This is a genomic window from Nocardioides mangrovi (assembly GCF_020073815.1).
Classification (GTDB): domain Bacteria; phylum Actinomycetota; class Actinomycetes; order Propionibacteriales; family Nocardioidaceae; genus Nocardioides; species Nocardioides mangrovi.
In genome coordinates this window covers 1-22,075 of record NZ_JAIQZJ010000028.1, presented here as the reverse complement: position 1 = coordinate 22,075, position 22,075 = coordinate 1, and the positions used below count along the sequence as shown (strand labels likewise).

At 72.4% G+C, this 22,075-nt stretch carries 23 protein-coding genes; all 23 read right to left on the bottom strand.

Features of this window, described 5'->3' with window-relative positions:
- Positions 1-137 precede the first annotated feature (137 nt).
- The 23 genes from K8U61_RS24240 to K8U61_RS24130 all read right to left on the bottom strand — a co-directional run bounded on the left by K8U61_RS24240 (position 138) and on the right by K8U61_RS24130 (position 22,011).
- Positions 138-623 carry a DUF8108 domain-containing protein gene (locus K8U61_RS24240; protein WP_224125587.1) on the bottom strand — a complete coding sequence of 162 codons (486 nt, stop codon included), beginning with the start codon at positions 621-623 and terminating at the stop codon, positions 138-140.
- A 20-nt stretch (positions 624-643) separates the two neighbouring features.
- Positions 644-1,984 carry a MinD/ParA family ATP-binding protein gene (locus tag K8U61_RS24235; RefSeq protein WP_224125586.1) on the bottom strand — a complete coding sequence of 447 codons (1,341 nt, stop codon included), beginning with the start codon at positions 1,982-1,984 and terminating at the stop codon, positions 644-646.
- A 61-nt stretch (positions 1,985-2,045) separates the two neighbouring features.
- Entirely contained in the window at positions 2,046-3,278 is a 1,233-nt protein-coding gene (locus K8U61_RS25615; RefSeq protein ID WP_224125585.1) for a dihydrolipoyl dehydrogenase family protein, read from the bottom strand.
- A gap of 81 nt (positions 3,279-3,359) precedes the next feature.
- Positions 3,360-4,745 carry a dihydrolipoyl dehydrogenase family protein gene (locus K8U61_RS24225; RefSeq protein ID WP_224125584.1) on the bottom strand — a complete coding sequence of 462 codons (1,386 nt, stop codon included), beginning with the start codon at positions 4,743-4,745 and terminating at the stop codon, positions 3,360-3,362.
- Between the two features lie 90 nt (positions 4,746-4,835).
- Positions 4,836-5,243: a transcription antitermination factor NusB gene (gene nusB, locus K8U61_RS24220; protein ID WP_224125583.1), complete on the bottom strand. Its 408-nt coding sequence runs from the start codon at positions 5,241-5,243 to the stop codon at positions 4,836-4,838.
- Entirely contained in the window at positions 5,243-5,806 is a 564-nt protein-coding gene (efp, locus tag K8U61_RS24215) for an elongation factor P (protein ID WP_224125582.1), read from the bottom strand. The genes nusB and efp overlap by 1 nt, the downstream gene beginning before the upstream one ends.
- An 80-nt stretch (positions 5,807-5,886) precedes the next feature.
- Positions 5,887-6,660, bottom strand: a complete 774-nt coding sequence (locus K8U61_RS24210) for an SIMPL domain-containing protein (RefSeq protein ID WP_224125581.1) — start codon at positions 6,658-6,660, stop codon at positions 5,887-5,889.
- Between the two features lie 52 nt (positions 6,661-6,712).
- Positions 6,713-7,153 carry a type II 3-dehydroquinate dehydratase gene (locus tag K8U61_RS24205; RefSeq protein WP_224125580.1) on the bottom strand — a complete coding sequence of 147 codons (441 nt, stop codon included), beginning with the start codon at positions 7,151-7,153 and terminating at the stop codon, positions 6,713-6,715.
- Complete coding sequence (gene aroB, locus K8U61_RS24200; protein ID WP_224125579.1) at positions 7,150-8,247, bottom strand: 3-dehydroquinate synthase; 1,098 nt, start codon at positions 8,245-8,247, stop codon at positions 7,150-7,152. Before aroB ends, K8U61_RS24205 begins: the two co-directional genes overlap by 4 nt.
- Complete coding sequence (locus K8U61_RS24195; protein WP_224125578.1) at positions 8,244-8,744, bottom strand: shikimate kinase; 501 nt, start codon at positions 8,742-8,744, stop codon at positions 8,244-8,246. The genes aroB and K8U61_RS24195 overlap by 4 nt, the downstream gene beginning before the upstream one ends.
- 7 nt (positions 8,745-8,751) lie before the next feature.
- Positions 8,752-9,930 carry a chorismate synthase gene (aroC, locus tag K8U61_RS24190; protein WP_224125577.1) on the bottom strand — a complete coding sequence of 393 codons (1,179 nt, stop codon included), beginning with the start codon at positions 9,928-9,930 and terminating at the stop codon, positions 8,752-8,754.
- Between the two features lie 40 nt (positions 9,931-9,970).
- Positions 9,971-10,645, bottom strand: coding sequence for a prepilin peptidase (locus K8U61_RS24185; RefSeq protein ID WP_224125576.1), 675 nt, complete (start codon positions 10,643-10,645; stop codon positions 9,971-9,973).
- A complete protein-coding gene (locus K8U61_RS24180) occupies positions 10,642-11,457 on the bottom strand; it encodes a shikimate dehydrogenase (RefSeq protein ID WP_224125575.1) in 816 nt (271 codons plus the stop codon). Before K8U61_RS24180 ends, K8U61_RS24185 begins: the two co-directional genes overlap by 4 nt.
- Before the next feature lie 7 nt (positions 11,458-11,464).
- Positions 11,465-12,640: an endolytic transglycosylase MltG gene (gene mltG, locus K8U61_RS24175; protein ID WP_224125574.1), complete on the bottom strand. Its 1,176-nt coding sequence runs from the start codon at positions 12,638-12,640 to the stop codon at positions 11,465-11,467.
- On the bottom strand, positions 12,640-13,107 hold the full coding sequence (gene ruvX, locus K8U61_RS24170) for a Holliday junction resolvase RuvX (protein ID WP_224125573.1): 468 nt from the start codon (positions 13,105-13,107) through the stop codon (positions 12,640-12,642). Before ruvX ends, mltG begins: the two co-directional genes overlap by 1 nt.
- A 10-nt stretch (positions 13,108-13,117) precedes the next feature.
- Entirely contained in the window at positions 13,118-15,817 is a 2,700-nt protein-coding gene (gene alaS, locus K8U61_RS24165) for an alanine--tRNA ligase (RefSeq protein WP_224125572.1), read from the bottom strand.
- A complete protein-coding gene (locus K8U61_RS24160; protein WP_224125571.1) occupies positions 15,817-16,110 on the bottom strand; it encodes a DUF6167 family protein in 294 nt (97 codons plus the stop codon). Before K8U61_RS24160 ends, alaS begins: the two co-directional genes overlap by 1 nt.
- Positions 16,107-16,616 carry a hypothetical protein gene (locus tag K8U61_RS24155; RefSeq protein ID WP_224125570.1) on the bottom strand — a complete coding sequence of 170 codons (510 nt, stop codon included), beginning with the start codon at positions 16,614-16,616 and terminating at the stop codon, positions 16,107-16,109. The genes K8U61_RS24160 and K8U61_RS24155 overlap by 4 nt, the downstream gene beginning before the upstream one ends.
- A gap of 102 nt (positions 16,617-16,718) precedes the next feature.
- Complete coding sequence (locus K8U61_RS24150; RefSeq protein WP_224125569.1) at positions 16,719-17,117, bottom strand: hypothetical protein; 399 nt, start codon at positions 17,115-17,117, stop codon at positions 16,719-16,721.
- A gap of 89 nt (positions 17,118-17,206) precedes the next feature.
- Complete coding sequence (locus K8U61_RS24145) at positions 17,207-18,574, bottom strand: replication-associated recombination protein A (RefSeq protein ID WP_224125568.1); 1,368 nt, start codon at positions 18,572-18,574, stop codon at positions 17,207-17,209.
- 30 nt (positions 18,575-18,604) lie between these two features.
- Positions 18,605-19,921, bottom strand: a complete 1,317-nt coding sequence (locus K8U61_RS24140) for an ABC transporter ATP-binding protein (RefSeq protein ID WP_224125567.1) — start codon at positions 19,919-19,921, stop codon at positions 18,605-18,607.
- On the bottom strand, positions 19,918-20,973 hold the full coding sequence (locus tag K8U61_RS24135; protein ID WP_224125566.1) for an ABC transporter ATP-binding protein: 1,056 nt from the start codon (positions 20,971-20,973) through the stop codon (positions 19,918-19,920). Before K8U61_RS24135 ends, K8U61_RS24140 begins: the two co-directional genes overlap by 4 nt.
- 21 nt (positions 20,974-20,994) lie before the next feature.
- Positions 20,995-22,011, bottom strand: coding sequence for an ABC transporter permease (locus K8U61_RS24130; RefSeq protein ID WP_224125565.1), 1,017 nt, complete (start codon positions 22,009-22,011; stop codon positions 20,995-20,997).
- Positions 22,012-22,075 lie beyond the last annotated feature (64 nt).

The window sequence follows — 22,075 nt, the reverse complement described above, 5'->3', positions numbered from 1 at the left end:
GTCCGTAACCCGGATCGGACCGGATCCATGCCCCGGCGCTCCTGGTCCCACCCGTCGCACCTGACCAGATGGTCGTGATTCGAGCCGGATCGCGACCATCTCGTCAGGTGGGAAGCGCGATCGGCGTCGCGGAGGAATCAGCGCGAGCGGAGCGGGACCGCCCAGACGTGGCCCCAGGCGTCGATCTCGAGGCGACGGCGCTCCTCGCGCGCGCTGAGCGCGACGCCGAGCCAGACGAACGCCCACAGGCCGCCGGTCAGCAGCGTCATCACGAAGTGGAGGACGTGCGACACCCGGCGCCGGTAGGCGACGACCACCCCGTGCGGACCGTCGTAGACGACGTCGGCGCCGTACAGGCTGACCTGGCGCTCGACCGCCAGCGCGAGGCCGCGCACGAGCCGGTCGGGCGGCACCATCGGCCAGGTGGCCGGGGTCGCCTCGCCGAGGAGCAGCTCGCGCTGCAGCGAGCTGACCGGCGACGCCCAGCGACGGCCCGACCAGCGGCGCCACACGCGGCCGGTCCAGCCGTAGTCGCCCACGTCCGGCCGGGAGCCGAACCATCGCCGAGGCCCGGTCGGGACCTCCCGGACGCGGATGGAGCGGTTGACCTGGAGCATCGACACCCGCAGAGGGTACGACGCAGCTACAGCGCGGCCGCCATCCCCGCGCACGCCTTGAGCCACTGCATCCGGGTGTTCGGCGAGAGCTGGTTGTAGGGCATCGCCGAGCCGGCGACCAGGGCGGGGTCGTAGGGCACGCGGTAGACCCCGCGGGTGCGCTGCTGGTAGACGTCCACGAGGTCCGCGGCGAGCTTGCTGTCGACGTTCGCGGACGGGTCGGAGAGCACCGTGACCGTCTTGTACTTGAGGTTCTGGTAGCCGGCGTCCTGCAGGGCGTCGAGCATCCACAGCCCGCTGTAGCCGGTGTCCTCGCGGACGGTCGAGGTGACCACGAGCAGGTCGGCGGCGCCGGCGGCGGCGAGCCAGTTCTCGGCGCGCATGTTGTTGCCGGTGTCGATGAGGATGATCCGGTAGAAGCGCTCCATCAGCTTGTGGATCGAGTCGAAGTCGGACGCCCGGATGGTGCCGGTGACGTCGGGACGCTCGTCGGAGGCGAGCACGTCGAAGTGCGCGTCGCCCTGCGAGCGCACGAAGGCACCGAGGTCACCGATCCGCGACTGGTAGACGTCGGTGAAGCGGTCGAGCTCCTCGAGCAGCTCCCGGGTGGTGTTGCGGTGGCTGCTGCGGGTGCCGCGGATGCCGAGGGTGCCGCGGGTCTCGTTGTTGTCCCAGGCGACCACGCCGCCTCCGCGGACGGTGCCGAACGTGTAGCCGGCCGCGAGCACGCCCGTGGTCTTCGCGGCGCCGCCCTTGGGGTTGATGAAGGCGATGGTGCGCGGGCCGTCGAAGTCGCGCTGGATCGCCCGGCGGTCGTCCTCGTAGGACATCTCGGCCGGGCCCATCTTCGGCGTGATCAGGCCGCCGGTCCACTTGCGGAGGTTGCCGCGCCAGCCCCAGGTCGGCGGCCCGTAGCCCTGGTCGGCGTCGCGGCGGTCGAGGAAGTCGGTGGCGCTCATGAAGCGGCGCGGCTCACCCGACTCGCCCTCGGCCGAGACCTCGGCCGGTGCCTCTGGCGCGGTCGGGGCGGGCTCCACGGCGGCCGGTGCCGCTACCGGCGGGGCGGCGGGCGGCGGGCCCGCCGGAGCCGGGGTCGCCGGAGCAGCGGTCGGCGGCGCGTACGCCGTGGGCGGCGGGCCGGCCGGCGGCGGCGAGGTCGGCATCGGCGCCGCGGGCGTCGAGGCCGCGGGCAGCGGGTCGGAGAGCGGGTCGCCGTAGGTCAGCCGCGTCTCGCGGGTGTCACCGCCGCCGCTGCGGGCCTCGCGCCGGGCGGCGTAGGCCGCCAGGTCCTCCGGCGTGTAGAGCCGGTCGCTCGTGTCGTCGGTGTCGTGTCGCGAGCCTCCCGAGCTCCATGCTTCCTGCGACATGAGGGTCCCCTCCTCCGTGGCCAACGTGGTCGCCCACGCTCCTTCCCCGATCTCGGGGGCCTCACACGTCGCGCAGCGCCCGAGCGATCGCCCGGTGGAAGGTCGGGTAGGCGTAGTGCATCTCGCGGAGGGCTGCGACCGGGATCTCGGCGTGCACGGCGGCGGTCAGGAGGCCGATCACCTCGCCCCCGGAGGGCGCGACCGTGGTCGCGCCCACGACGATCCCGCGGTCGGCGTCGACGACCACCTTGACCACGCCCTCGGCCTCGGCGATCCAGCCGCGGCTCGAGGAGGCGACGTCCGCGGTCCCGACCCGGACCCGGATCCCCGCCTCGCGCGCCTGCTCCTCCGTCAGCCCGACGGCGCCGACCTCGGGGTCGGTGAAGGTGACCCGGCTGACCGCCCGGTAGTCGGCCCACGGGCCGTCCTCGCCGAGCAGGTCGCGCACGGCGATCCGCGCCTGGTACTTCGCCACGTGGGTGAAGGCACCCTTGCCGGTGATGTCGCCGACCGCCCAGAGCCGCTCCCCCGCACGCATCCGCTCGTCGACCTCGAGGTCGCCGTCGATGTGGGGAGACCGTCCGGTCGCGACGAGGAGACGCTCGGCCAGGACCCGGTCGTCGCCGAGGTCGAGCGTGAACGCGCCGTCGTACGCCGCTCTCGCGATGTCGGCGCCGGTGTGCACCGTGACGCCGTCGGCCCGCAGGGCCCGCTCGACGACCTCGGCCGCCTCCGGCTCCTCCGGTCCGAGGAGCCGGTCCTCGACCTCGACCAGCGTCACCCGCGTCCCGAACCGGGCGAAGGTCTGCGCGAGCTCGCAGCCGATCGGGCCGCCGCCGAGCACGATCAACGACGCCGGTGGGGCGGTGAGCCGCATGAGGTCGCGGTTGGTCCAGTACGGCGTGCCGGGGAGCCCGTCGACGTCCGGCACGGCGGGCTCGGTGCCGGTGTCGAGCAGGACCCCGCGGCGGGCGGAGAGGGTCGCCCCGTCGACCTCGACCCGGCCGGGTGCGACGAGGCGGCCGGTGCCGCGGACGATGCGGACCCCGGCCTTCTCGAGCGGCTCGGCGTGGTGGTCGTCGGTCCAGTCGTGGGTGGCCTCGCGGACCCGCTCGGCCGCGCGTGACCAGGGGTCGCCGCGGTGGGCGGAGTGGATGAGCAGCTTGGAGGGCGTGCAGCCCCAGAACGGGCACTCGCCGCCGACCAGGTCGCGCTCGACCGCCACGACGTCGAGACCGGCCTCGGCCAGCTTGCGGGCGGCGTGCTCACCGCCGGCGCCGAGCCCGAGGACCACGACGTCCGCCTCGACCGGTGTCACGAGCGCGACAGCCGCGCGGGGGCGAGAGGCTCGAGCCTCGCTGTGCTCGCCCCTCCGTCAGCCGAGGTCGGCGAGCGCCGACTCGATCGCGCGGTGGAAGGTGGGGTAGGCATAGATCATCGTCCTGAGCGTCTCGACCGGGACCTCCGCGTGCACCGCGACGGCCAGGAAGCCGAGGATCTCCCCACCTGCGGGCCCCATCGCTGTCGCACCCACCAGCACGCCCCGGTCGGCGTCCTCGACGACCTTGATGAGTCCGTGCCCGCCCGGTCCGTGGGTGAAACCGCGTGAGGACTCCTCGAGGCGGGTGAACCCGGTCCTGACGGTGAGCCCGGCGTCACGGGCCTGCTGCTCGGTCATCCCCACGCCGCCGATCTCGGGATCGGTGAACGTGGCGTGCGGGACCGCGTGGTAGCGCGCAGGTGCGCCCTCCTCCCCCGTGATGTCGCGCAGCGCGACCGCCGACTGGTACATCGACACGTGCGTGAACGCGCCCTTGCCGGTGACGTCGCCGATCGCCCAGAGCCCGTCCTGGACGCGGAGCCGCTCGTCGGTCTCCAGCGTGCACGCCGTCGGGTCGAGCCCCACCGTCTCGAGGCCGAGGTCGTCCAGGTTCGGCGTACGTCCGGCCGCGACGAGGACCTTGTCGGCGGTCAGCGCGTAGCCGCCGTCGTCCGAGTCGAGCGTCAGCGCGAACTGACCGTCGGCGTACGACGCCTGGGTGAGCTCGACACCGGTGAGCACCCGGATGCCCTCGCTCTCGAAGACCTGCTGCAGCAGCGCCGCCGCCTCCGGCTCGTTGGCCGGCACCAGGCGCGGGCCGTGCTGGACCACCGTGACGCGGACGCCGAAGCGGGCGAAGACCTGCGCCATCTCGCAGCCGATCGGACCGCCGCCGACGACGACCAGCGAGCCCGGGAGCTCGGCCAGTCGTACGGCGTCGCGGTTGGTCCAGTACGGCGTGTCCGCGAGCCCGTCGACCGGCGGCACCGCCGGCCGGGTGCCGGGGTTGACCACGACGCCGCGGCGGGCGGTGTAGGTCACCGTCTCCCCGTCGGCGGTCTCGACCGCGACCTGTCGGGGGCCCGCGAGCCGGCCGACGCCGTGGTGGACGATGGCGCCGGCGGCCTTCAGGCGGTCGACGGCGATGGTGTCGTCCCAGTGCGTGGTGGCGTCCTCGTCGATGCGACGGTGCACGACCGACCACGCCGGGGTGGCGGTCGCCTCGCCGGCGACCTGCGGCATCCGGCGTACCTCCGCGATGGCGTCGCTGCCCCGCACCATCATCTTGGTGGGGATGCAGCCGTAGTAGGGGCACTCGCCGCCGACGAGGTGCTTGTCGACCGCGACCACCTCGAGGCCGGCCTTCGCGGCCCCGGTCGCCAGCGCCTCCCCGCCCGGTCCGGTGCCGATCACGACCAGGTCCACCTCGACAGCGCTCATGCGCTCAGCCTAGGGAGTCGGGGAAAGAGGGCGGGCTCTCCGCCGTTGAGGGTTCGGCTGCCAGCAGCCGAAACCTCAGAGTGCCAGGCCTCAGACCAGCGACGCCTTGTTGCGGGCGACGGCGGCGAGGACGCCGTTGACGAACTGGGGGGACTCGTCGGTGGACAGGTCGCCCACGAGGGCCACGGCCTCGCTGATCGCGACGGCGTCGGGGACGTCGTCGGCGACGAGCATCTCCCAGACGCCGAGGCGCAGGACGTTGCGGTCGACGGCGGGCATCCGCGCGAGCGTCCAGCCCTCGGCGTACGTCGAGAGGACCTCGTCGATCCGGGCCTGCTGCTCCACCACGCCGCGCACCAGGGTGGCGGTGTAGTCGTTGGTCGGCCCCTCACCGTCGGCGATCGCCCGGTCGAGGGCCTCGACCGGCGACTCGCCGCGGAGCTCGGCGGCGTAGAGGACGTCGAGCGCGCGCTTGCGGGCCTTCGAGCGGGCTGCCATCAGGACTTGACGCGACCCATGTAGGACGAGTCGCGGGTGTCGACCTTGACCTTCTCGCCCTGGTTGATGAAGAGCGGGACCTGGATCTCGTGGCCGGTCTCGAGGGTCGCCGGCTTGGTGCGGCCGGTGGCGGAGTCGCCGGCGAGGCCGGGCTCGGTGAAGGTGATCTCGAGCTCGACCGAGGCCGGGAGCTCGATGAAGAGGACGCGGCCCTCGTTGGTGGCCACGACGGCCTCCTGGTTCTCCAGGAGGAAGTTCGCGGCGCCGCCGACGATCTCCGGCGCGATCTCGAGCTGCTCGTAGCTGGTGACGTCCATGAAGACGTACGACGAGCCGTCGTTGTAGAGGTACTGCATGGTGCGGCGGTCGACCGTGGCGGTCTCGACCTTGGTGCCGGCGTTGAAGGTCTTGTCGACGGTCTTGTTGGACTCGACGTTCTTCAGCTTGGTGCGCACGAACGCGGGGCCCTTGCCCGGCTTCACGTGCTGGAACTCCACCACGGACCAGAGCTGGCCGTCGATGTTGAGAACCATGCCGTTCTTGAGGTCGTTCGTCGTTGCCATGCGCGCGTGTCAGCCTTCGTACGTCGGGGTGGGACCAGCGAGCGAGTCTATCGGCACGAAGCGGCGCGCACAGAATCCGCCTACCGGAGCTCCCACACCACCTTGACCGTCACGGAGCCCTTCTCCTTGCCGGCCCGGATCGGCACCGACGGCAGGGCGGCCGCGTCGAAGGTGCCCCGCATCCGGCCCACCTCGTCGGTCGCGGTGGGCAGCGGCTTGGTCCGCACCTCCCGCAGCGTGACCACGTCGCCGAGCGACTGGCCCGACGCCTCGGCGTACTGCTGCGCCTTCGCCTGGGCCTCGGCGACGGCGGCGTCGCGCGCCTGCTTCATGACGGCGTCGGAGTCGCCGACGAGCAGCCGGATGTTGCCGATGCGTACGTCGTCGCCCCCGGCGGCGACGGCCGCGCTGACCGCCGCTCCCCCGTCGGCGAGCTCGTCGACGTGCACCGACGCGCGCTGGGAGACCTGGTAGCCGCGGATCGTGGGCGGCTCGTACGGGGGGTAGTCGTAGACCGCGTGCATCGACAGCCCGGTGGTCTGCACGTCGCGGCGGTCGACGCCGTGGCCGGCGAGGGCCCGCAGGACCCGCTCGGTGGCGGCGTTGGCGTCGGCGAGCGCGGTGTCGAGGTCGGGCCGGGTCAGCGAGACCGTGAGCCCGAAGGACAGCTGGTCCGGCACGGCGGTGGCGTCGCCGGTCCCGGTCATCGTCAGGACGCGGTGCTCGGGCTGCGTCGGGCCGGTGTCGTCGGCCGCCTGGGCCGGGGTGCCGCTGCCGGCCGAGCCTCCGAGCAGGTAGGCGACGGCCAGGGCCAGCACGACGAGGCCGGTCAGGAGGAGGCTGCGCACGCTCACGGTGACGTTCATGCCGGTCCGACGGGAGCCGACCGGATCGGGTTCCCGCGGATCAGGTGCGCGCGAGGATCTCCAGCGCCATCCGGTAGCCGTCGATGCCGTGCCCGGCGACCACCTCGACGGCGTACGGCGTCACCACGGAGAAGTGCCGGAACTCCTCGGGTCGTTGGTGGGGGTCGGAGATGTGGACCTCCACCAGCGGCGCCGTCAGCTGTGCGCAGGCGTCGAAGATCGCGTAGGAGTAGTGGGTCCAGGCGGCGGCGTTGAGCGCGACCGGGGTGCCGTCGTCGGCGGCGCCGTTGAGCCAGTCGAGCATCTCGCCCTCGTGGTTGGTCTGCCGCACCTCGACGTCGAGCCCGAGGTCGCGGCCCCACGCCACGCACTGGTGGGCGAGCTCGGCGTGGGTGGTGTGGCCGTAGATCTCCGGCTGGCGGCGGCCGAGCCGTCCCAGGTTGGGCCCGTTGAGGACCAGGACCTTCACGGCGTCGGTCATGCCGGGCCTCCGATGGCGGCGTAGGCGGCGCGCAGGTCGGCCTCGTCGGGGCCGGCGAGCACGGTGGGGTCGGCGAGCCCGCGGAGCACCACGAAGCGCAGCTGGTTGCCGCGGCTCTTCTTGTCGACCCGCATGGCGTCGTGGAGCTCCTCGAAGGGCGCCCCGGCGTACGTCGTGGGCAGGCCCACCCGCGCGAAGGCGGAGCGGTGCCGGACGACGAGCTCGGGGTCCAGCGAGCCGGCCCGGGCGGCCAGCTCGGCGACGTAGACGCAGCCGATCGCGACGGCCTCGCCGTGCCGCACGCCGTAGTGCTCGGCCCGCTCGATGGCGTGGGCGAGGGTGTGGCCGTAGTTGAGCACCTCGCGGCCGGGATGACCGTCCGCGCCGCCGGTCTCCTTGAGGTCGGCGGCCACGACCTCGGCCTTGACCCGGATCGCGCGCTCGACGAGCTCGCGCAGGACCGGCGAGTCGGCGGTGAGGTCGGCGGGATCGGTGGCCTCGACGAGCTCGAGGATGACCGGGTCGGCGATGAAGCCGCACTTGATCACCTCGCCGAGCCCGGCGACCAGCTCCGCGCGAGGGAGGGTCGCCAGGGTGGCGAGGTCGCAGAGGACGCCCGCGGGCTCGTGGAAGGAGCCGACGAGGTTCTTGCCGGCCCCGGTGTCGATGCCGGTCTTGCCGCCGACGGCCGCGTCGACCATCGCCAGGAGCGTGGTCGGCACGTGCACGACGCGCACCCCGCGCAGCCAGGTCGCGGCGACGAAGCCGCCCAGGTCGGTGGTCGCGCCGCCGCCGACGGTCACGACGACGTCGGACCGGGTGAAGCCGGCCGCGCCGAGCGCCTCCCAGCAGCCCGCGGCGACGGTGGCGGTCTTGGCGGACTCGCCGTCGGGCACGGGCAGGTCGAGCGCGGTGCAGGTCGCGCCGAGCGCCTCCAGGACGGAGCTGGCGACCTCGGGGAGGCTCGCGGGGCGCACGACCGCGACCCGGGCGACATCCTCGCCGAGGAGCTCGGGCAGGAGGTCGGCGACGCCGTGGCCGACGACAACGTCGTACGGCGCGGGTCCCTCGACCCGGATGGTCGTCGCGCTCATGCGCGGGCCCCGAGGGCGGCGACGACCTCGGCGGTGACCTCGGCCGGCGAGCGTCCGTCGGTGTCGACGACGACCGTCGCGACCGACTCGTAGACGGGGGTGCGCTCGTCGAGCAGGGCCTTGATCCGGCTGCGGACGTTGCCGAGCAGCAGCGGCCGAGCCGAGCCGAGGCCGACCCGCTTCACGGCGTCGGAGAGCCCGACCCGGAGGAAGACGACGTCGTGGCCGGCCAGGAGCTCGCGGGTCGTGGGGTCGAGCACCGCTCCCCCGCCGACCGACAGCACGCCGTCGTGGGTGGCGAGCGCCGTCGCGACCGCCTCGCGCTCCAGGTCGCGGAAGGCGTCCTCGCCGGAGTCGACGAAGATCTCGGAGATCGGCCGGCCCTCGGCCGCCTCGACGTCCTGATCGGTGTCGCGGACGGTCACGCCGAGCTGCTCCGCCAGCAGGGCGCCCACCGTGGTCTTGCCGGCCCCCATCGGGCCGATGAGGACGATCATCGTCGGCTCACCGGTAGCGCAGCGTGTCGAGGTAGGACTGGGCGTTGCGCCGGGTCTCGGTCACCGAGTCGCCGCCGAACTTCTCCAGGACGGCCTCGGCCAGCACCAGGGCGACCATCGCCTCGGCGACGATCCCGGCCGCCGGGACCGCGCAGACGTCGGAGCGCTGGTGGTGGGCCACCGCCTCCTCACCGGTCGCGACGTCGACGGTGCGCAGCGCGCGCGGGACTGTCGCGATCGGCTTCATCGCGGCCCGGACCCGCAGCACCTCGCCCGTGGACATGCCGCCCTCGGTGCCGCCCGAGCGTCCCGACGTACGCCGGATCCCGTCGGCCGTCGGGACGATCTCGTCGTGGGCCAGCGAGCCGGGGGTCGCGGCGAGCTCGAAGCCGTCGCCGACCTCGACGCCCTTGATCGCCTGGATGCCCATCAGGGCGCCCGCGAGGCGCGCGTCGAGGCGGCGGTCCCAGTGGACGTGCGAGCCGAGGCCCGGCGGCAGGCCGTGGACGACGACCTCGACGACGCCGCCGAGGGTGTCGCCGTCCTTGTGGGCCTGGTCGATGCGCTCGACCATCAGCTTGCTAGTGTCGGCGTCGAGGCAGCGGACCGGGTCCTCGTCGAGGCGGGCCACGTCGCCGGGCTCGGGCCACAGGCCGGCCGGGGCGCGGACGCCGCCGAGCTCGATCACGTGGGAGACGATCCGCGCGTCGACGGCCTGCTCGAGGAAGTTGGACGCGACCCGGCCGAGCGCGACGCGGGCGGCGGTCTCGCGGGCCGAGGCGCGCTCGAGGATCGGGCGGGCGTCGTCGAAGGCGTACTTCTGCATGCCGACCAGGTCGGCGTGCCCGGGTCGGGGCCGGGTCAGCGGGGCGTTGCGGGCCATCGCCTCCAGCTCGACCGGGTCGACCGGGTCGGCGGACATGACCTTCTCCCACTTGGGCCACTCGGTGTTGCCGACCTCGATCGCGACCGGGCCGCCCTGGGTCTCGCCGTGGCGGACGCCACCGACGACCGTGACCTCGTCCTGCTCGAACTTCATCCGGGCGCCGCGGCCGTAGCCCAGCCGCCGTCGAGCCAGCGAGTCGGCGATGTCGTCGGAGGTCACCCGGACATGGGCGGGCAGCCCCTCCAGGATCGCGACCAGGGAGGGGCCGTGGGACTCGCCCGCGGTCAACCAGCGCAGCATGACGCCAGTGTTTCACGCCGTCCCGGATGCCGGTCGGCGGTCACCTGGACGCGAGATAGGAGCCCACGACGAGGCCGAGGAGCGCCCCGCCGAGCATGGCCGGGCCGTACGGCGAGGGCTCCCGCAGCAGGCTCCGGTCACGGCGCACCGCGGCGCGGCCCAGCGCGGCCAGCACGAAGACCACGAACCCGGCGTACACGCCGATCAGGAGCTCGGCGGTGCCGAGGAACCCGAGTGCGGTGCCGACCACCGCGGACAGCCGCACGTCGCCGTACCCGAGCCCCTGGGGCCGGACCCACCACAGCACGTGGAAGAACGCGAAGGTCGCGGCACCGCCGATCGCGGCCCGCACCACCGCGACGCCGTCGCCGGCCACCACTCCGGCCAGCAGCACCGTCCCGCTCGCCAGGCCGAGCATCGGCCAGATGACACGGCTCGGCAGCAGGTGGGTGTGCCGGTCCACGATCGCGAGCAGGACGCCCTGCGGGATCAGTGGCAGCACGACGAGCAGCGCGGCGTGGACGCCGACCGACGGCGCGACCACGGCCGCGACGACCGCGCAGCCGAGCACCGCGCGCAGCAGGATCCGAGGTCGGTCGGCGACGGATCCCATGGGCTCGGGCAGCCGGGCGATCGCGACCGGGACCGCCAGGCCGGCGAAGCCGCACACGATCGCCGCGACCGCGGCGAGCCCGACAGCCTCGGCGGAGCTCATCGCCCGGCGTGCCGCTCCGCGAGGACCTGCTCCCCCGCCGCTCGCATCGCCTCCAGCGGGCCGGGCACGCCGGTGAAGAGCTCGAACTGCAGCACCGCCTGGTGCACGAGCAGGTCGAGGCCGGAGACGAGCACGCGGTCACCGGCGGCCAGCGCGAGCGGCGTCGGCCACGGGTCGTAGATCACCTCGAAGACGACCGGGACGTCGGAGCACCGGGCGAGCAGCTGCTCGTCCTGGGCCGCCGCGGGGATGGTCGAGACGACCACCTCGCCGTCGACGGGCCCGGCGTCGAGCCCGGCGACCTCGACCTGCGGCTGCGAGGGATGGGCGGCGATCGCCGCGGCCGCGGCCGCCGCGCGGTCCGCGCTGCGGGCGAGCACCCGCACGCGACGGGCGCCGAGGTCGCACAGCGCCAGGCCGGTCGACGCGGCCGTGGCCCCACCGCCCAGCACGGTCCCGGCGCTCACCGGCCCGGCGTACCACTCGCGGACGGCGGCGGCGGCGCCCGGGTAGTCGGTGTTGTCGGCGCGGACCACCCGGCCGCCGTCGAGCACGATGGTGTTGGCGCCGCCGGCCAGCCGCGCGCGGTCGGTCACCCCGCTGCCGAGCGCGAGCGCACGGCGCTTGAGCGGCATCGTCAGCGAGAGCCCGCGCCACTCCTCGCCGAGCCCGGCGAGGAAGTCGGCGAGCCCGTCGTCGCCGACCCGCACGGCGTCGTAGGTCCAGTCGAGCCCCGCGGCGGCGTACCCCGCCCGGTGCAGGGCGGGTGACAGCGAGTGGGCGATCGGGTCGCCCAGGACGGCACAGCGCATCGGTCGCTCAGCAGCGGTCGGACTGCGTCGCGCAGTAGTCCTGCAGCTCCTGCTTGAACTGCAGGAACTCGTCGTAGGAGTCGGTGAACTTGGTCTCGCCGGTGCGCAGGTTCACCGTCACGTAGAACAGCCAGTCGCCGTCGGCCGGGTGCGCCGCCGCGGCGATCGCGTCGTCGCCCGGCGCCTCGATCGGCGTCGGCGGGAGCCCCACCTGCTTGTAGGTGTTGTACGGCGAGTCCGCGACCGAGTCGATCTGGTCCTGGGTGAGCACCGCGATCGTCGAGCGGTTCAGCGCGTAGTTGACCGACGCGTCGACCTGCAGCAGCCCGTTGGTGATGCCGTTGTCGGGGTGCTCGATCCGGTTGTAGATGACCCGGGCGATCTTGGGCATGTCGTCGCCCCGGCCCTCGGCCTGGACCAGGCTCGCGACCGTCATCAGCTCCTGCGGCGTGTAGCCGAGGTCGGCCGCGGCCGACTCGAGGTCGGCGTCGTCGGCGGCCTGCTTCCAGCGGGTGACCATGTCCTGGAGGATGCTCTCCGGAGTGGCCGTCGGGCCGAAGTCGTAGGTCGCCGGGAAGAGGTAGCCCTCCGGGTTGCCGCCCGCGTAGTCGGGCAGTCCCAGCTGGTCGGGGTGGTCGAGGACCTTGGTGAAGTCGGCCGCGGAGAAGTCGGTGTTCTTGGCCAGCAGCTTGACGATGTCGACGACCCGCAGGCCCTCGGGGATCGTGACCGTGTCCTTCACGATGTTGTCGGGGTCGACCAGGATCTCGACCACGTCGTCCGCGGCCATCTCCTTCTTCAGCGCGTAGAAGCCGACCTGGATCCGGGTCGAGTCGGGGTTGGCGGCCGCCGCGTCGGTGAACGCCTGCACGGAGGCTACGACCCCGTCCGCCTTGAGGTTGCGGCCCATGGCGGCGACGGTGTCGCCCTTCTTGACCTCGAAGCTCACCTTGCCATGGCCGGGGCCTGGGTAGTCGTCGGCGCCGTCGAACTGGTCCTTGATCGCGCCGACGCCCCAGCTGGCCACGAAGTAGAGGCCGCCGACGACGACGGCGAGGGCGACCAGCACCGCGATGCAGCCGGGCACGCTGCGCCGCCGGGAGGCTGCGCGGCGCCGTCCGGGCTCACCGGACCCGCCCACGAGCATCGGGTCGTCGTGCTCGTCCGGCTCGTGCTCGCTCATCAGGTCTCCTCGACGATCTCGCCCGGCGCGTTCCCCGACGTGCGCTCGGTGTCCAGTGCGTGCTGCAGGATGAGGACGGCTGCCGCCTGGTCGACCACGGCGCGCCGCTTCCCCCCGGTGCGGCCTCGGTCGCGCAGCATAGCCTCCGCGGACACGGTGGTCATGCGCTCGTCGACCAGCCGCACCGGCACGGGCGCCACCCGGCGGGCCAGCGCGGCCGCGAACTCCCGCACCTTGGCCGCCGCCGGACCCTCGCCCCCGGACAGGGAGCGAGGCAGCCCGACGACCACCTCCACGACCTCGGACTCCGCCTGCTCGGCGGCCAGGATCTTCCCGATCCGGGCGAGGTCGCCCTTGCCGCGGCGGACGGTCTCGACCGGCGTCGCGAGGAAGCCGGAGGGGTCGCTGCGCGCCACCCCGATCCGGGCGTCCCCGGGATCGATGCCGAGTCGTACGCCGTGGCGCATGCCGCCGCGCTCAGCCGGCCGCGACGCGGCCGACCTCGGTGCTGACGACCGCGAGGGCCTCGTCGACCCGGGACGCATCGGTGCCACCACCCTGCGCCACGTCGGCCTTGCCGCCGCCCTTGCCGCCGACGAGCGGTCCGACGGCGCGGACCAGGTCGTTGGCGCGCAGGCCGCGGGCCTGCGCCTCGTCGTTGAGCGCCGCGACCACGGACACCTTGCCGTCCGCGGCGCCGATGACCACCACGACACCCGGCTCGCCCTGCGGGAGCCGGCCGCGGACGTCGAGCGCCAGGGTGCGGACGTCTCCGCCGCTCGCGCCGTCGGCGCGGTGCGCGACCAGGTTGACCGGTCCGACCTTCGTCGCGCCCGCGGCGAGCTCGCCCGCCGCCGCCAGGAGCTGGCCGACGCGCACCTTCTCGATCTCCTTCTCGGCCAGCCGCAGGCGCTCGACGAGGTCGGTGATCCGCGGGACGAGGTCGTCGGGCTGGGTCTTGAGCAGGCCCGTGAGCTGGTCGACCACGTCGCGCTCCCGCGCGAGGTAGGCGAAGCCCTCGACGCCGGTGAAGGCCTCGATGCGGCGGTTGCCGGAGCCGACCGACGACTCGCCGGTCACCACGATCGTGCCGATCTGGCTGGAGTGGTCGACGTGGGTGCCACCGCACAGCTCGCGCGACCACGGGCCGCCGATCTCCACCACGCGGACCTTGGTGTCGTCGTACGTCTCCCCGAAGAGCGCGATCGCGCCCCAGTCCTTGGCCTCGGACAGCGTCATGTACTGCCAGCCGACGGGCAGGTCGGCGCGCAGCGCCTCGTTGGAGACCCGCTCGATGTCGCGGACCTGCTCCGGGCTCAGGCCCGTGGTCCAGCCGAAGTCGAGGCGCAGGTAGCCGGGCCGGTTGAACGAGCCCGACTGCAGCGCGGAGGGGCCGAGCACCTCGCGCAGCGCCGCGTGCACGACGTGGGTGCCGGAGTGTGCCTGGCGCGCGCCGGTGCGCCACTCGGGGTCGACCCGAGCGTGCAGGACGTGGCGGGGGTTGAGCTCGCCGTCGACGACCCGCACCTGGTGCACGACCAGCCCGCGGACCGGTCGCTGGACGTCGACGACCTCGAGCCGACCGCCGTCGAACTCGATGGTGCCCGCGTCGGCCGCCTGACCGCCGGACTCGGCGTAGAACGGCGTGCGGTCCAGGACCAGCTCGCCGACCTCACCGGCCGCCAGGGACGGCACCGCGATGCCCTCGCGCAGCAGCGCGAGCGTCTTGGACTCCGTCTCGAGGGTCTCGTAGGCCAGCCACTCGGTGGGGCCGTACTCGTCGAGCACGGTGCGGTAGGCGCCGGTGTCGGCGTGCTGGCCGCGCTTGGCGCGCGCGTCCGCCTTGGCCCGCTCGCGCTGCTCGGCCATGAGCGCGCGGAAGCCCTGCTCGTCGACGCTGAGCCCCGCCTCGGACGCCATCTCCAGGGTGAGGTCGATCGGGAAGCCGTAGGTGTCGTGCAGCGAGAACGCGCGGTCGCCGGTGAGCACGGTCTGACCGGCCGCCTTCGCGTCGGACGCCGCGAGGTCGAAGATCTGCGTCCCGGCCTGGAGGGTCTTGCGGAAGGCCTCCTCCTCGGCGAACGCGACCCGCGCGATGCGGTCCCAGTCCTTGTGGAGGTCGGTGTAGGTCTCCCCCATCTTGTCGCGGCTGATCGGCAGCAGCTCCGGCAGCGCCGGGTCCTCGTAGCCGAGCAGGCGCATCGAGCGCACCGCGCGGCGCAGCAGGCGGCGCAGCACGTAGCCGCGCGCCTCGTTGCCGGGGGTCACGCCGTCGGCGATCAGCATCATCGAGCTGCGCACGTGGTCGGCGACGACCCGGAAGCGGACGTCGTCCTCGTGGTCGGCGCCGTACCGGCGGCCGGTGAGCTCCATCGCCTTCTCGATGACGGGGAACATCACGTCGATCTCGTACATGTTCTCCCGGCCCTGGAGCAGGAAGGCAACGCGCTCGAGGCCCATGCCGGTGTCGATGTTCTTCTTCGGCAGCGAGCCCGCGATGTCGAAGTCGGACTTCGAGCGGACCGCGGAGAGCTCGTCCTGCATGAAGACGAGGTTCCAGATCTCCAGGAGCCGGTCCTCCAGCTCGGTCGGCATGTCCGGGCCGAGCCGGGTGGGGTCGAACTCCGGGCCGTACGCCGAGCCGCGGTCGTAGAGGATCTCCGAGCACGGGCCACCCGGGCCGGGCACGCCCATGGACCAGTAGTTCTCCCGCTTGCCCAGGCGCAGGATGCGCTCCTCGGGCAGCCCGGTGATCTTCTTCCAGAGCTCGAGCGCCTCCGCGTCGTCGGCGTACACGCTCGGGTAGAGGCGGCTCTCCTCCAGGCCCCAACCACCATCCGCGAGGGGCTTGGTGACCAGCTCCCAGGCGAGCTCGATCGCGCCCTCCTTGAAGTAGTCGCCGAAGGAGAAGTTGCCGCACATCTCGAAGAACGTGCCGTGGCGGGTGGTCTTGCCGACGTCCTCGATGTCGGGGGTGCGCACGCACTTCTGCACGCTGGTCGCGCGCGGGTACGGCGGGGTCTCCTGGCCGAGGAAGTAGGGCTTGAAGGGCACCATGCCGGCGTTGACGAACAGCAGGTTCGGGTCGTCGAGCAGCAGCGAGGCCGAGGGCACCGGCGTGTGGCCGTGCGACTCGAAGTGAGCCACGAACCTCCGGCGAATCTCCGCGGTGTCCATCAGTTGCTGCCTTCCTGCTGCTGGTCGGTGGTGCTGGTCGGGATCGCCTTGTGGCGACCTCCGGTGAGCTCGGGAGTTCCATGAGGCACGAGGCCGAGCTTCTCGCGCAACTCGGATTCCTTCTCGTGCTGGCCCTGCGCGACCTCGTCGCGGAACATCCGGGCGCCGACCTCCAGGGCGCCCAGCCGGTCCTTGAGGCCGTCGACGGTGAAGATCTCGGCCGCGCGCCGGCCCCGGACCATCACGTAGACGGCGGTGCCGGCCCCGGCGACGAACCAGAGCCCGCGCTTCATGCGGCCGTGTCCTCGTCCCGATCCTCGGCCCGCTGCCGGGCCGCCCACTCGCGGCGCGCCTCGCGGGTGTCGGACCGCCGCTGCTTGCGGGCGCGACGCACCTCGCGCTTCATCTCGAAGCGGATCCGGTTGCGGGTCTCGGGGTCCAGCGCCCGGCGTACGCCGTGGGCGAGCGAGGCCGCCTTGACCACCGTCTCGCGCAGCACTAGGTCGGCGAAGAGCGCGGTGTCGATGGTCGGTGCCGGCTCAGGAGCGGGCTCGGGCGCCGTCTCGTGGCCGAGGTCGGTGATCACGTACGACGTCTCCGGGCGAGCCTCGGCCCGCGCCGACGAGCGGTCCACGCGCCGCTCCAGGGCGGCCAGCTGCTCACGGAGAGCGGCGGTGTCGGCCGCCGACCGCGCGAGCGTCTGCTCGGTGCGGGACCGCGCGCGCCCGAGCGCGACGGCCAGGCCCAGCGCGACCAGCGCCAGCACCCCCGCCACGACGGGCACGATCCAGTCCTGCATGGTCCCCGACCCTATCGCGGGCCTAACCATTGAGGATCCGGTACGGTCCTGACGAAACGAGCGGGAGACGATCTAGATCGTCTCCCGCTCGTTTCGGTCGCCTCAGGATGTGACGTCGACGGCGGCTGTGCAGTGGATCGTGCCGGCCGCATTGTCGACCACGAGCTTGACGTGCTCGGGCTGGGCACGCTTGACCCAGTAGATCGCACCGGCAGGCATGTCGCCGGTGCCAGTGCGGCTCCCACTCCCTTCGAGAGTCCCGTTGCCGGACTGCGAGGCGACCTTCGAGTAGATCTTCCACTTCCAGTTCCGGCCCTGCCCATCGTTGACATGACCATAGGCGTTCCACTGGCCCGGCGAGCCGGTGACGACCGTCAGGGTTACGCCTGCGCTGGCCGAGTCGCAATCGCCGATCGTGTAATAGGCGTTGGCTGGAGCCATGGCGGCGAGCGGGACCAGCGCGATACCGGCTGCGGCGACCAAGGACTTCTTGCGGATCATGGGCAAACCTTCCCGAGAGAATGCGCATCAAGCCTCTCTTGACACGCCCGTCATTACCGCATCGTTCAGGTGCGGATGACAAGGAAGCATTACCCGCGAATGAGTCGGCGTATCCGCGCCCAGCGCTCCTTGATGCCAGCCTCGGCACCGAGCGTCGTCGGCTGGTAGTACTCCCGGTCGAGGACGATGTCGGGGGCGTACTGCTGCTCGGCGATGCCGAAGGGCTCGTCGTGGCTGTACTTGTACGTCGAGCCGTGGCCGATCTTCTTCGCGCCGGCGTAGTGGGCGTCGCGCAGGTGCGGCGGGACCTGCCCGATCTTGCCGGCCCGCACGTCGGCGACGGCCGCCCCGATCGCGGTCGTGACGGCGTTGGACTTCGGCGCCACCGCCAGCGCGATCGTGGCGTGCGCGAGGGTCAGCTTGGCCTCCGGCATGCCGATCAGCTGCACCACCTGCGCGGCCGCGACCGCGGTCTGGATCGCCGTCGGGTCGGCCAGCCCGATGTCCTCCGAGGCCAGGATCATCAGCCGCCGGGCGATGAACCGCGGGTCCTCCCCCGCCTCCATCATCCGGGCCAGGTAGTGCAGCGCGGCGTCCGCGTCGGAGCCGCGGACCGACTTGATGAACGCGCTCACCACGTCGTAGTGCTGGTCGCCCTGCCGGTCGTAGCGCACGGCCGCCCGGTCGACTGCCGTCTCCGCGGTCGCGAGGTCCACGGTGCCGCTGCCCTGGGAGGTCGCCGCACCTGCCGCGGCCTCGAGGTAGGTCAGCGAGCGCCGGGCGTCGCCGCCGGCGAGCCGGACGAGGTGCTCGAGCGCGTCCTCGTCGACCGAGACGGCACCGCCGAGCCCGCGTTCGTCCGCGATGGCCTGGTCGAGCACCGCGCGCACGTCGTCGTCGGTCAGGGACTCCAGCCGGAGGAGCAGGCTGCGCGAGAGCAAGGGCGAGATGACGCTGAAGAACGGGTTCTCGGTGGTGGCCGCGATGAGGGTGACCCAGCGGTTCTCGACCCCGGGCAGGAGGGCGTCCTGCTGCGCCTTGGAGAAGCGGTGCACCTCATCGACGAAGAGCACCGTCTCGCGGCCGGTGCCGACCAGGTCGGCCCGGGCGCCGTCGATGGCGGCGCGGACCTCCTTGACGCCGGCGGACACCGCGGAGACCTCGACGAAACGGCGGTCGGTCTGCTGGCTGACGATCGACGCGATCGTCGTCTTCCCGGTGCCGGGCGGCCCCCACAGGAGCAGCGACATCGACTGGTCACCCTCGACCAGCCGGCGCAGCGGGGATCCCGGCGCCCGCAGCTGCGCCTGCCCGACCAGCTCGTCGAGCGTGCGCGGCCGCATCCGGACCGCGAGCGGCGCCGACGCGTGCGTGTTCGCGTTGAGAGAGCCGGCGCCCCCGGTGCCGCCCCTCGACTGCGGGGCGGCGCCGGGGGCGTCGAAGAGTCCGTCCTCCACGAGGTCAGGCTAGAGGCAACGACCTACCGGTCAGGCCGAGGCCATCGTCTTGCGGTCGAGGTCGAACCAGGTGTCGGCGTAGCCGGGCTCGTTGGCGCCGAGGTCGGCTGCCGGGCTCGCGCCCGGGTCGGGCGCGCCGGTGTCGTCGACGCCGAGCAGCGGGGCCGTCACCGGCTTCTCCGGGTGCCGGCCGAGCTCGCCTGCGAAGTGGCAGGCGACCTTGTGACGCTGACCGATCTGCAGCAGCGGCGGCTCGACCCGCGCGCAGATCTCCTGCGCGATCGGGCAGCGGGTCCGGAAGCGGCAGCCCGACGGCGGGTTGATCGGGCTGGGGACGTCGCCCTCCAGCCGGATCCGCTCGCGCCGGCCGCCGATCGCGGCCTGCTTCACGTCCGGGACCGCCGACAGCAGCGCCTGCGTGTAGGGGTGGTGCGGACGGGTGTAGAGCGTCTCCCGGTCGGCGATCTCGACGATCTTGCCGAGGTACATGACCGCGATCTCCGGGCAGAAGTGCCGGACCACCGCGAGGTCGTGCGCCACGAACAGGAACGCGATGTCGAACTCGCGCTGCACGTCCTGGAGCAGGTTGATGACCTGCGCCTGGATGGACACGTCGAGCGCGGAGACCGGCTCGTCGGCGACGAGGACCTTCGGCTGCAGGGTCAGCGCCCGGGCGATGCCGATGCGCTGGCGCTGGCCGCCGGAGAACTCGTGCGGGTAGCGGTTGTAGTGCTCGGGGTTGAGGCCGACGACCTCGAGGAGCTCCTGGACGCGGGGCAGCACCTTGTCCTTGGGCACCATCTTGTGGATCAGCAGCGGGGCGCCGATGATCGCGCCGACCGTGTGCCGCGGGTTCAGCGAGGTGTAGGGGTCCTGGAAGATCATCTGGATCTCGCGACGCAGCGGCTTGAGCTGGTTCGCGGAGATCTTCGAGATGTCGCGACCGTCGAAGGTGATGGTGCCGCCGGTCGGCTCGTAGAGCCGGGTGACCAGGCGACCCGTCGTCGACTTGCCACAGCCGGACTCGCCGACCAGACCCAGCGAGCCACCGGTCGGCAGCTGGAAGGAGACACCGTCGACCGCCTGCACGTGGCCGATGGTGCGCCGGATGACGCCCGCCGACTTCACCGGGAAGTACATCCGCAGGTCGCGGACCTCCAGGATCGGCTTGGCGTCGGGGTCGAGCACCGAGGGGGCGTGCGCCGACTCGGGTGCGACGTAGTCGGCGGCGTCGTCGGCGACATCGTCGTTGTAGAACGGGTGCTCGTCGTCGTTGGGCATGCCCACCGAGGGCGGCAGGTCCTCGTTGCCCGCCGGGCTCGGGTGGATCGGGCGCTCGTCGTTCATGCGGGGTCCTCCACGACCAGGTCCGGCGCGATCTCCGGCAGGACCTCGGCCTCGTAAATGGCGTCGGGGTTGGCGAGGTGGCACCGCTTCAGGTGCGTCTCGGTCCGACTGCCCGGAACCAGCTCCGGCAGCACGGTGGTGCAGAGGTCACCGGGGACCTTGTCGCGGTGCGGGCAACGCGGGCTGAACGCACAGCCGGGCGGGGTGTTCAGCAGGCTCGGCGGGTTGCCGGGGATCGGGATGAGCCGGGCGTCGGTGTCACCGGTGACGTCCGGGACGCTGGAGAGCAGACCCCAGGTGTAGGGCATCTCCGGGTGCGTCAGGATCTCCTTGGTGGTGCCGAACTCGACGCAGCGGCCGGCGTACATCACCAGCACGTCGTCGGCCATCTCGGCGATGACCCCGAGGTCGTGGGTGATGATGATGACCGCCGACTCGAACTCCTTCTGGAGGTCCTGCAGCAGGTCGAGGATCTGCGCCTGGACGGTCACGTCGAGCGCGGTGGTCGGCTCGTCGGCGATGAGCAGGCTGGGGTTGTTGATCAGTCCCATCGCGATCATCGCGCGCTGGCGCATGCCGCCGGAGAACTGGTGCGGGTAGTCGTCCACCCGGCGGTCCGGCTGCGGGATGCCCACGCGGTCGAGCATCTCGATGGTCCGCGTCCGGGCGGCCTTCTTGCTGACGTCGTGGTGGACCCGGTAGGCCTCGCCGATCTGGTTGCCCACCGTGTAGTAGGGGTGCATCGCCGAGAGCGGGTCCTGGAAGATCATCGAGACCTCGGCGCCGCGCTTGCGGCGCATCTGCTCGTCGCTGATCGTGAGCAGGTCGACGTCGTCGAGCATGATCCGGCCGCTCACCTGCGCGCTGGTGCCGCGGTGCAGGCCGAGGATCGCCGAGGAGGACACCGACTTGCCGGATCCGGACTCGCCCACGATGCCGAGGGTGCGGCCCTTCTCCAGGGTGAAGGAGAGCCCGTCGGTCGCCTTCACGATGCCGTCGGCGGTCGGGAAGTGGACCTTGAGGTCCTCGACGGAGAGGAATGGAGTGGTCATCAGTTCAGTTCCTAGCCCGTCTCAGTCCAGCCGGACGCGCGGGTCGATGTAGGCGTACAGCACGTCCACGACGATGTTCGCCAGGATCACGAAGCTGCCCGCGAGGAGCAGCAGTCCCACCAGCGTAGGCAGGTCGTAGGAGACGTTGGCCCGGACGGCGAGGGCACCGAGGCCGTGGAAGCTGAAGACCGTCTCGGTGATGATCGCGCCACCGAGGAGGCTGGCGAAGTCGAGGCCGACCATGGTCACCAGCGGCGTCAGGGCGGCTCGCAGCGCGTGCTTGAAGAGCACCGTTCGCTGCTTGAGGCCCTTCGCCTTGGCGGTCCGGATGTAGTCCTCCGACATCGACTCGAGCACGAAGGCTCGGGTGATGCGGACGTAGCCGGCGAGGTAGAAGAGCGCCAGCGTGACCGCGGGGAGCAGGAGGTTGGACAGCCAGCCGCCGATGCCGCCGTCCGCGATGGTCTCGTACTGCGGGAACGGCAGCCAGCCCCACTTGATGGCGACGTACTTGAGCAGGAAGATGCCCACGAAGAACGTCGGGAACGCGTAGACCACCAGCGTCAGCCCGACGATGCCCCTATCGAGGAGCGAGCCCTTGGTCACCGCCGCCAGGAGGCCGAAGAGGATGCCGAGGGTGACCCAGATGAAGAGGGCGACCAGAGCCAGCGAGATCGAGGTCGGCGCGGCCTCCTTGATCAGGTCGTTGACCGTCTTCGCGTTGACCTGGGAGTAGCCGAAGCACGGCGCGCCGCAGTGGGTGACGATGTCCGGCGCCGCCTCCTGCAGCTCCTTGTCGTCGGGGTAGTCACGACCGACGAAGACGCCCTGGATGAACTTGGCCCACTGGACGATCGTCGGGTCGTCGTACCCGAGCGCCTTCTCGGTGGTCGCGCGCTTCTCGGGCGTGCAGTTCTTGCCGCACGCGAAGCGGGTCACGTCGACCGGAGTGGCGAAGAAGAGGAAGAACGTCACCAGGCTCAGGACGAGCAGCAGGATGATGCCGACGAAGCCGCGGCGTACGAGATAGGCAAGCAAGGCCGAATCTGCCTTCGGGGTCTAGAGGGCACGGGGCCCGTGGAGAGGCGGGGGGGGGGGGGGG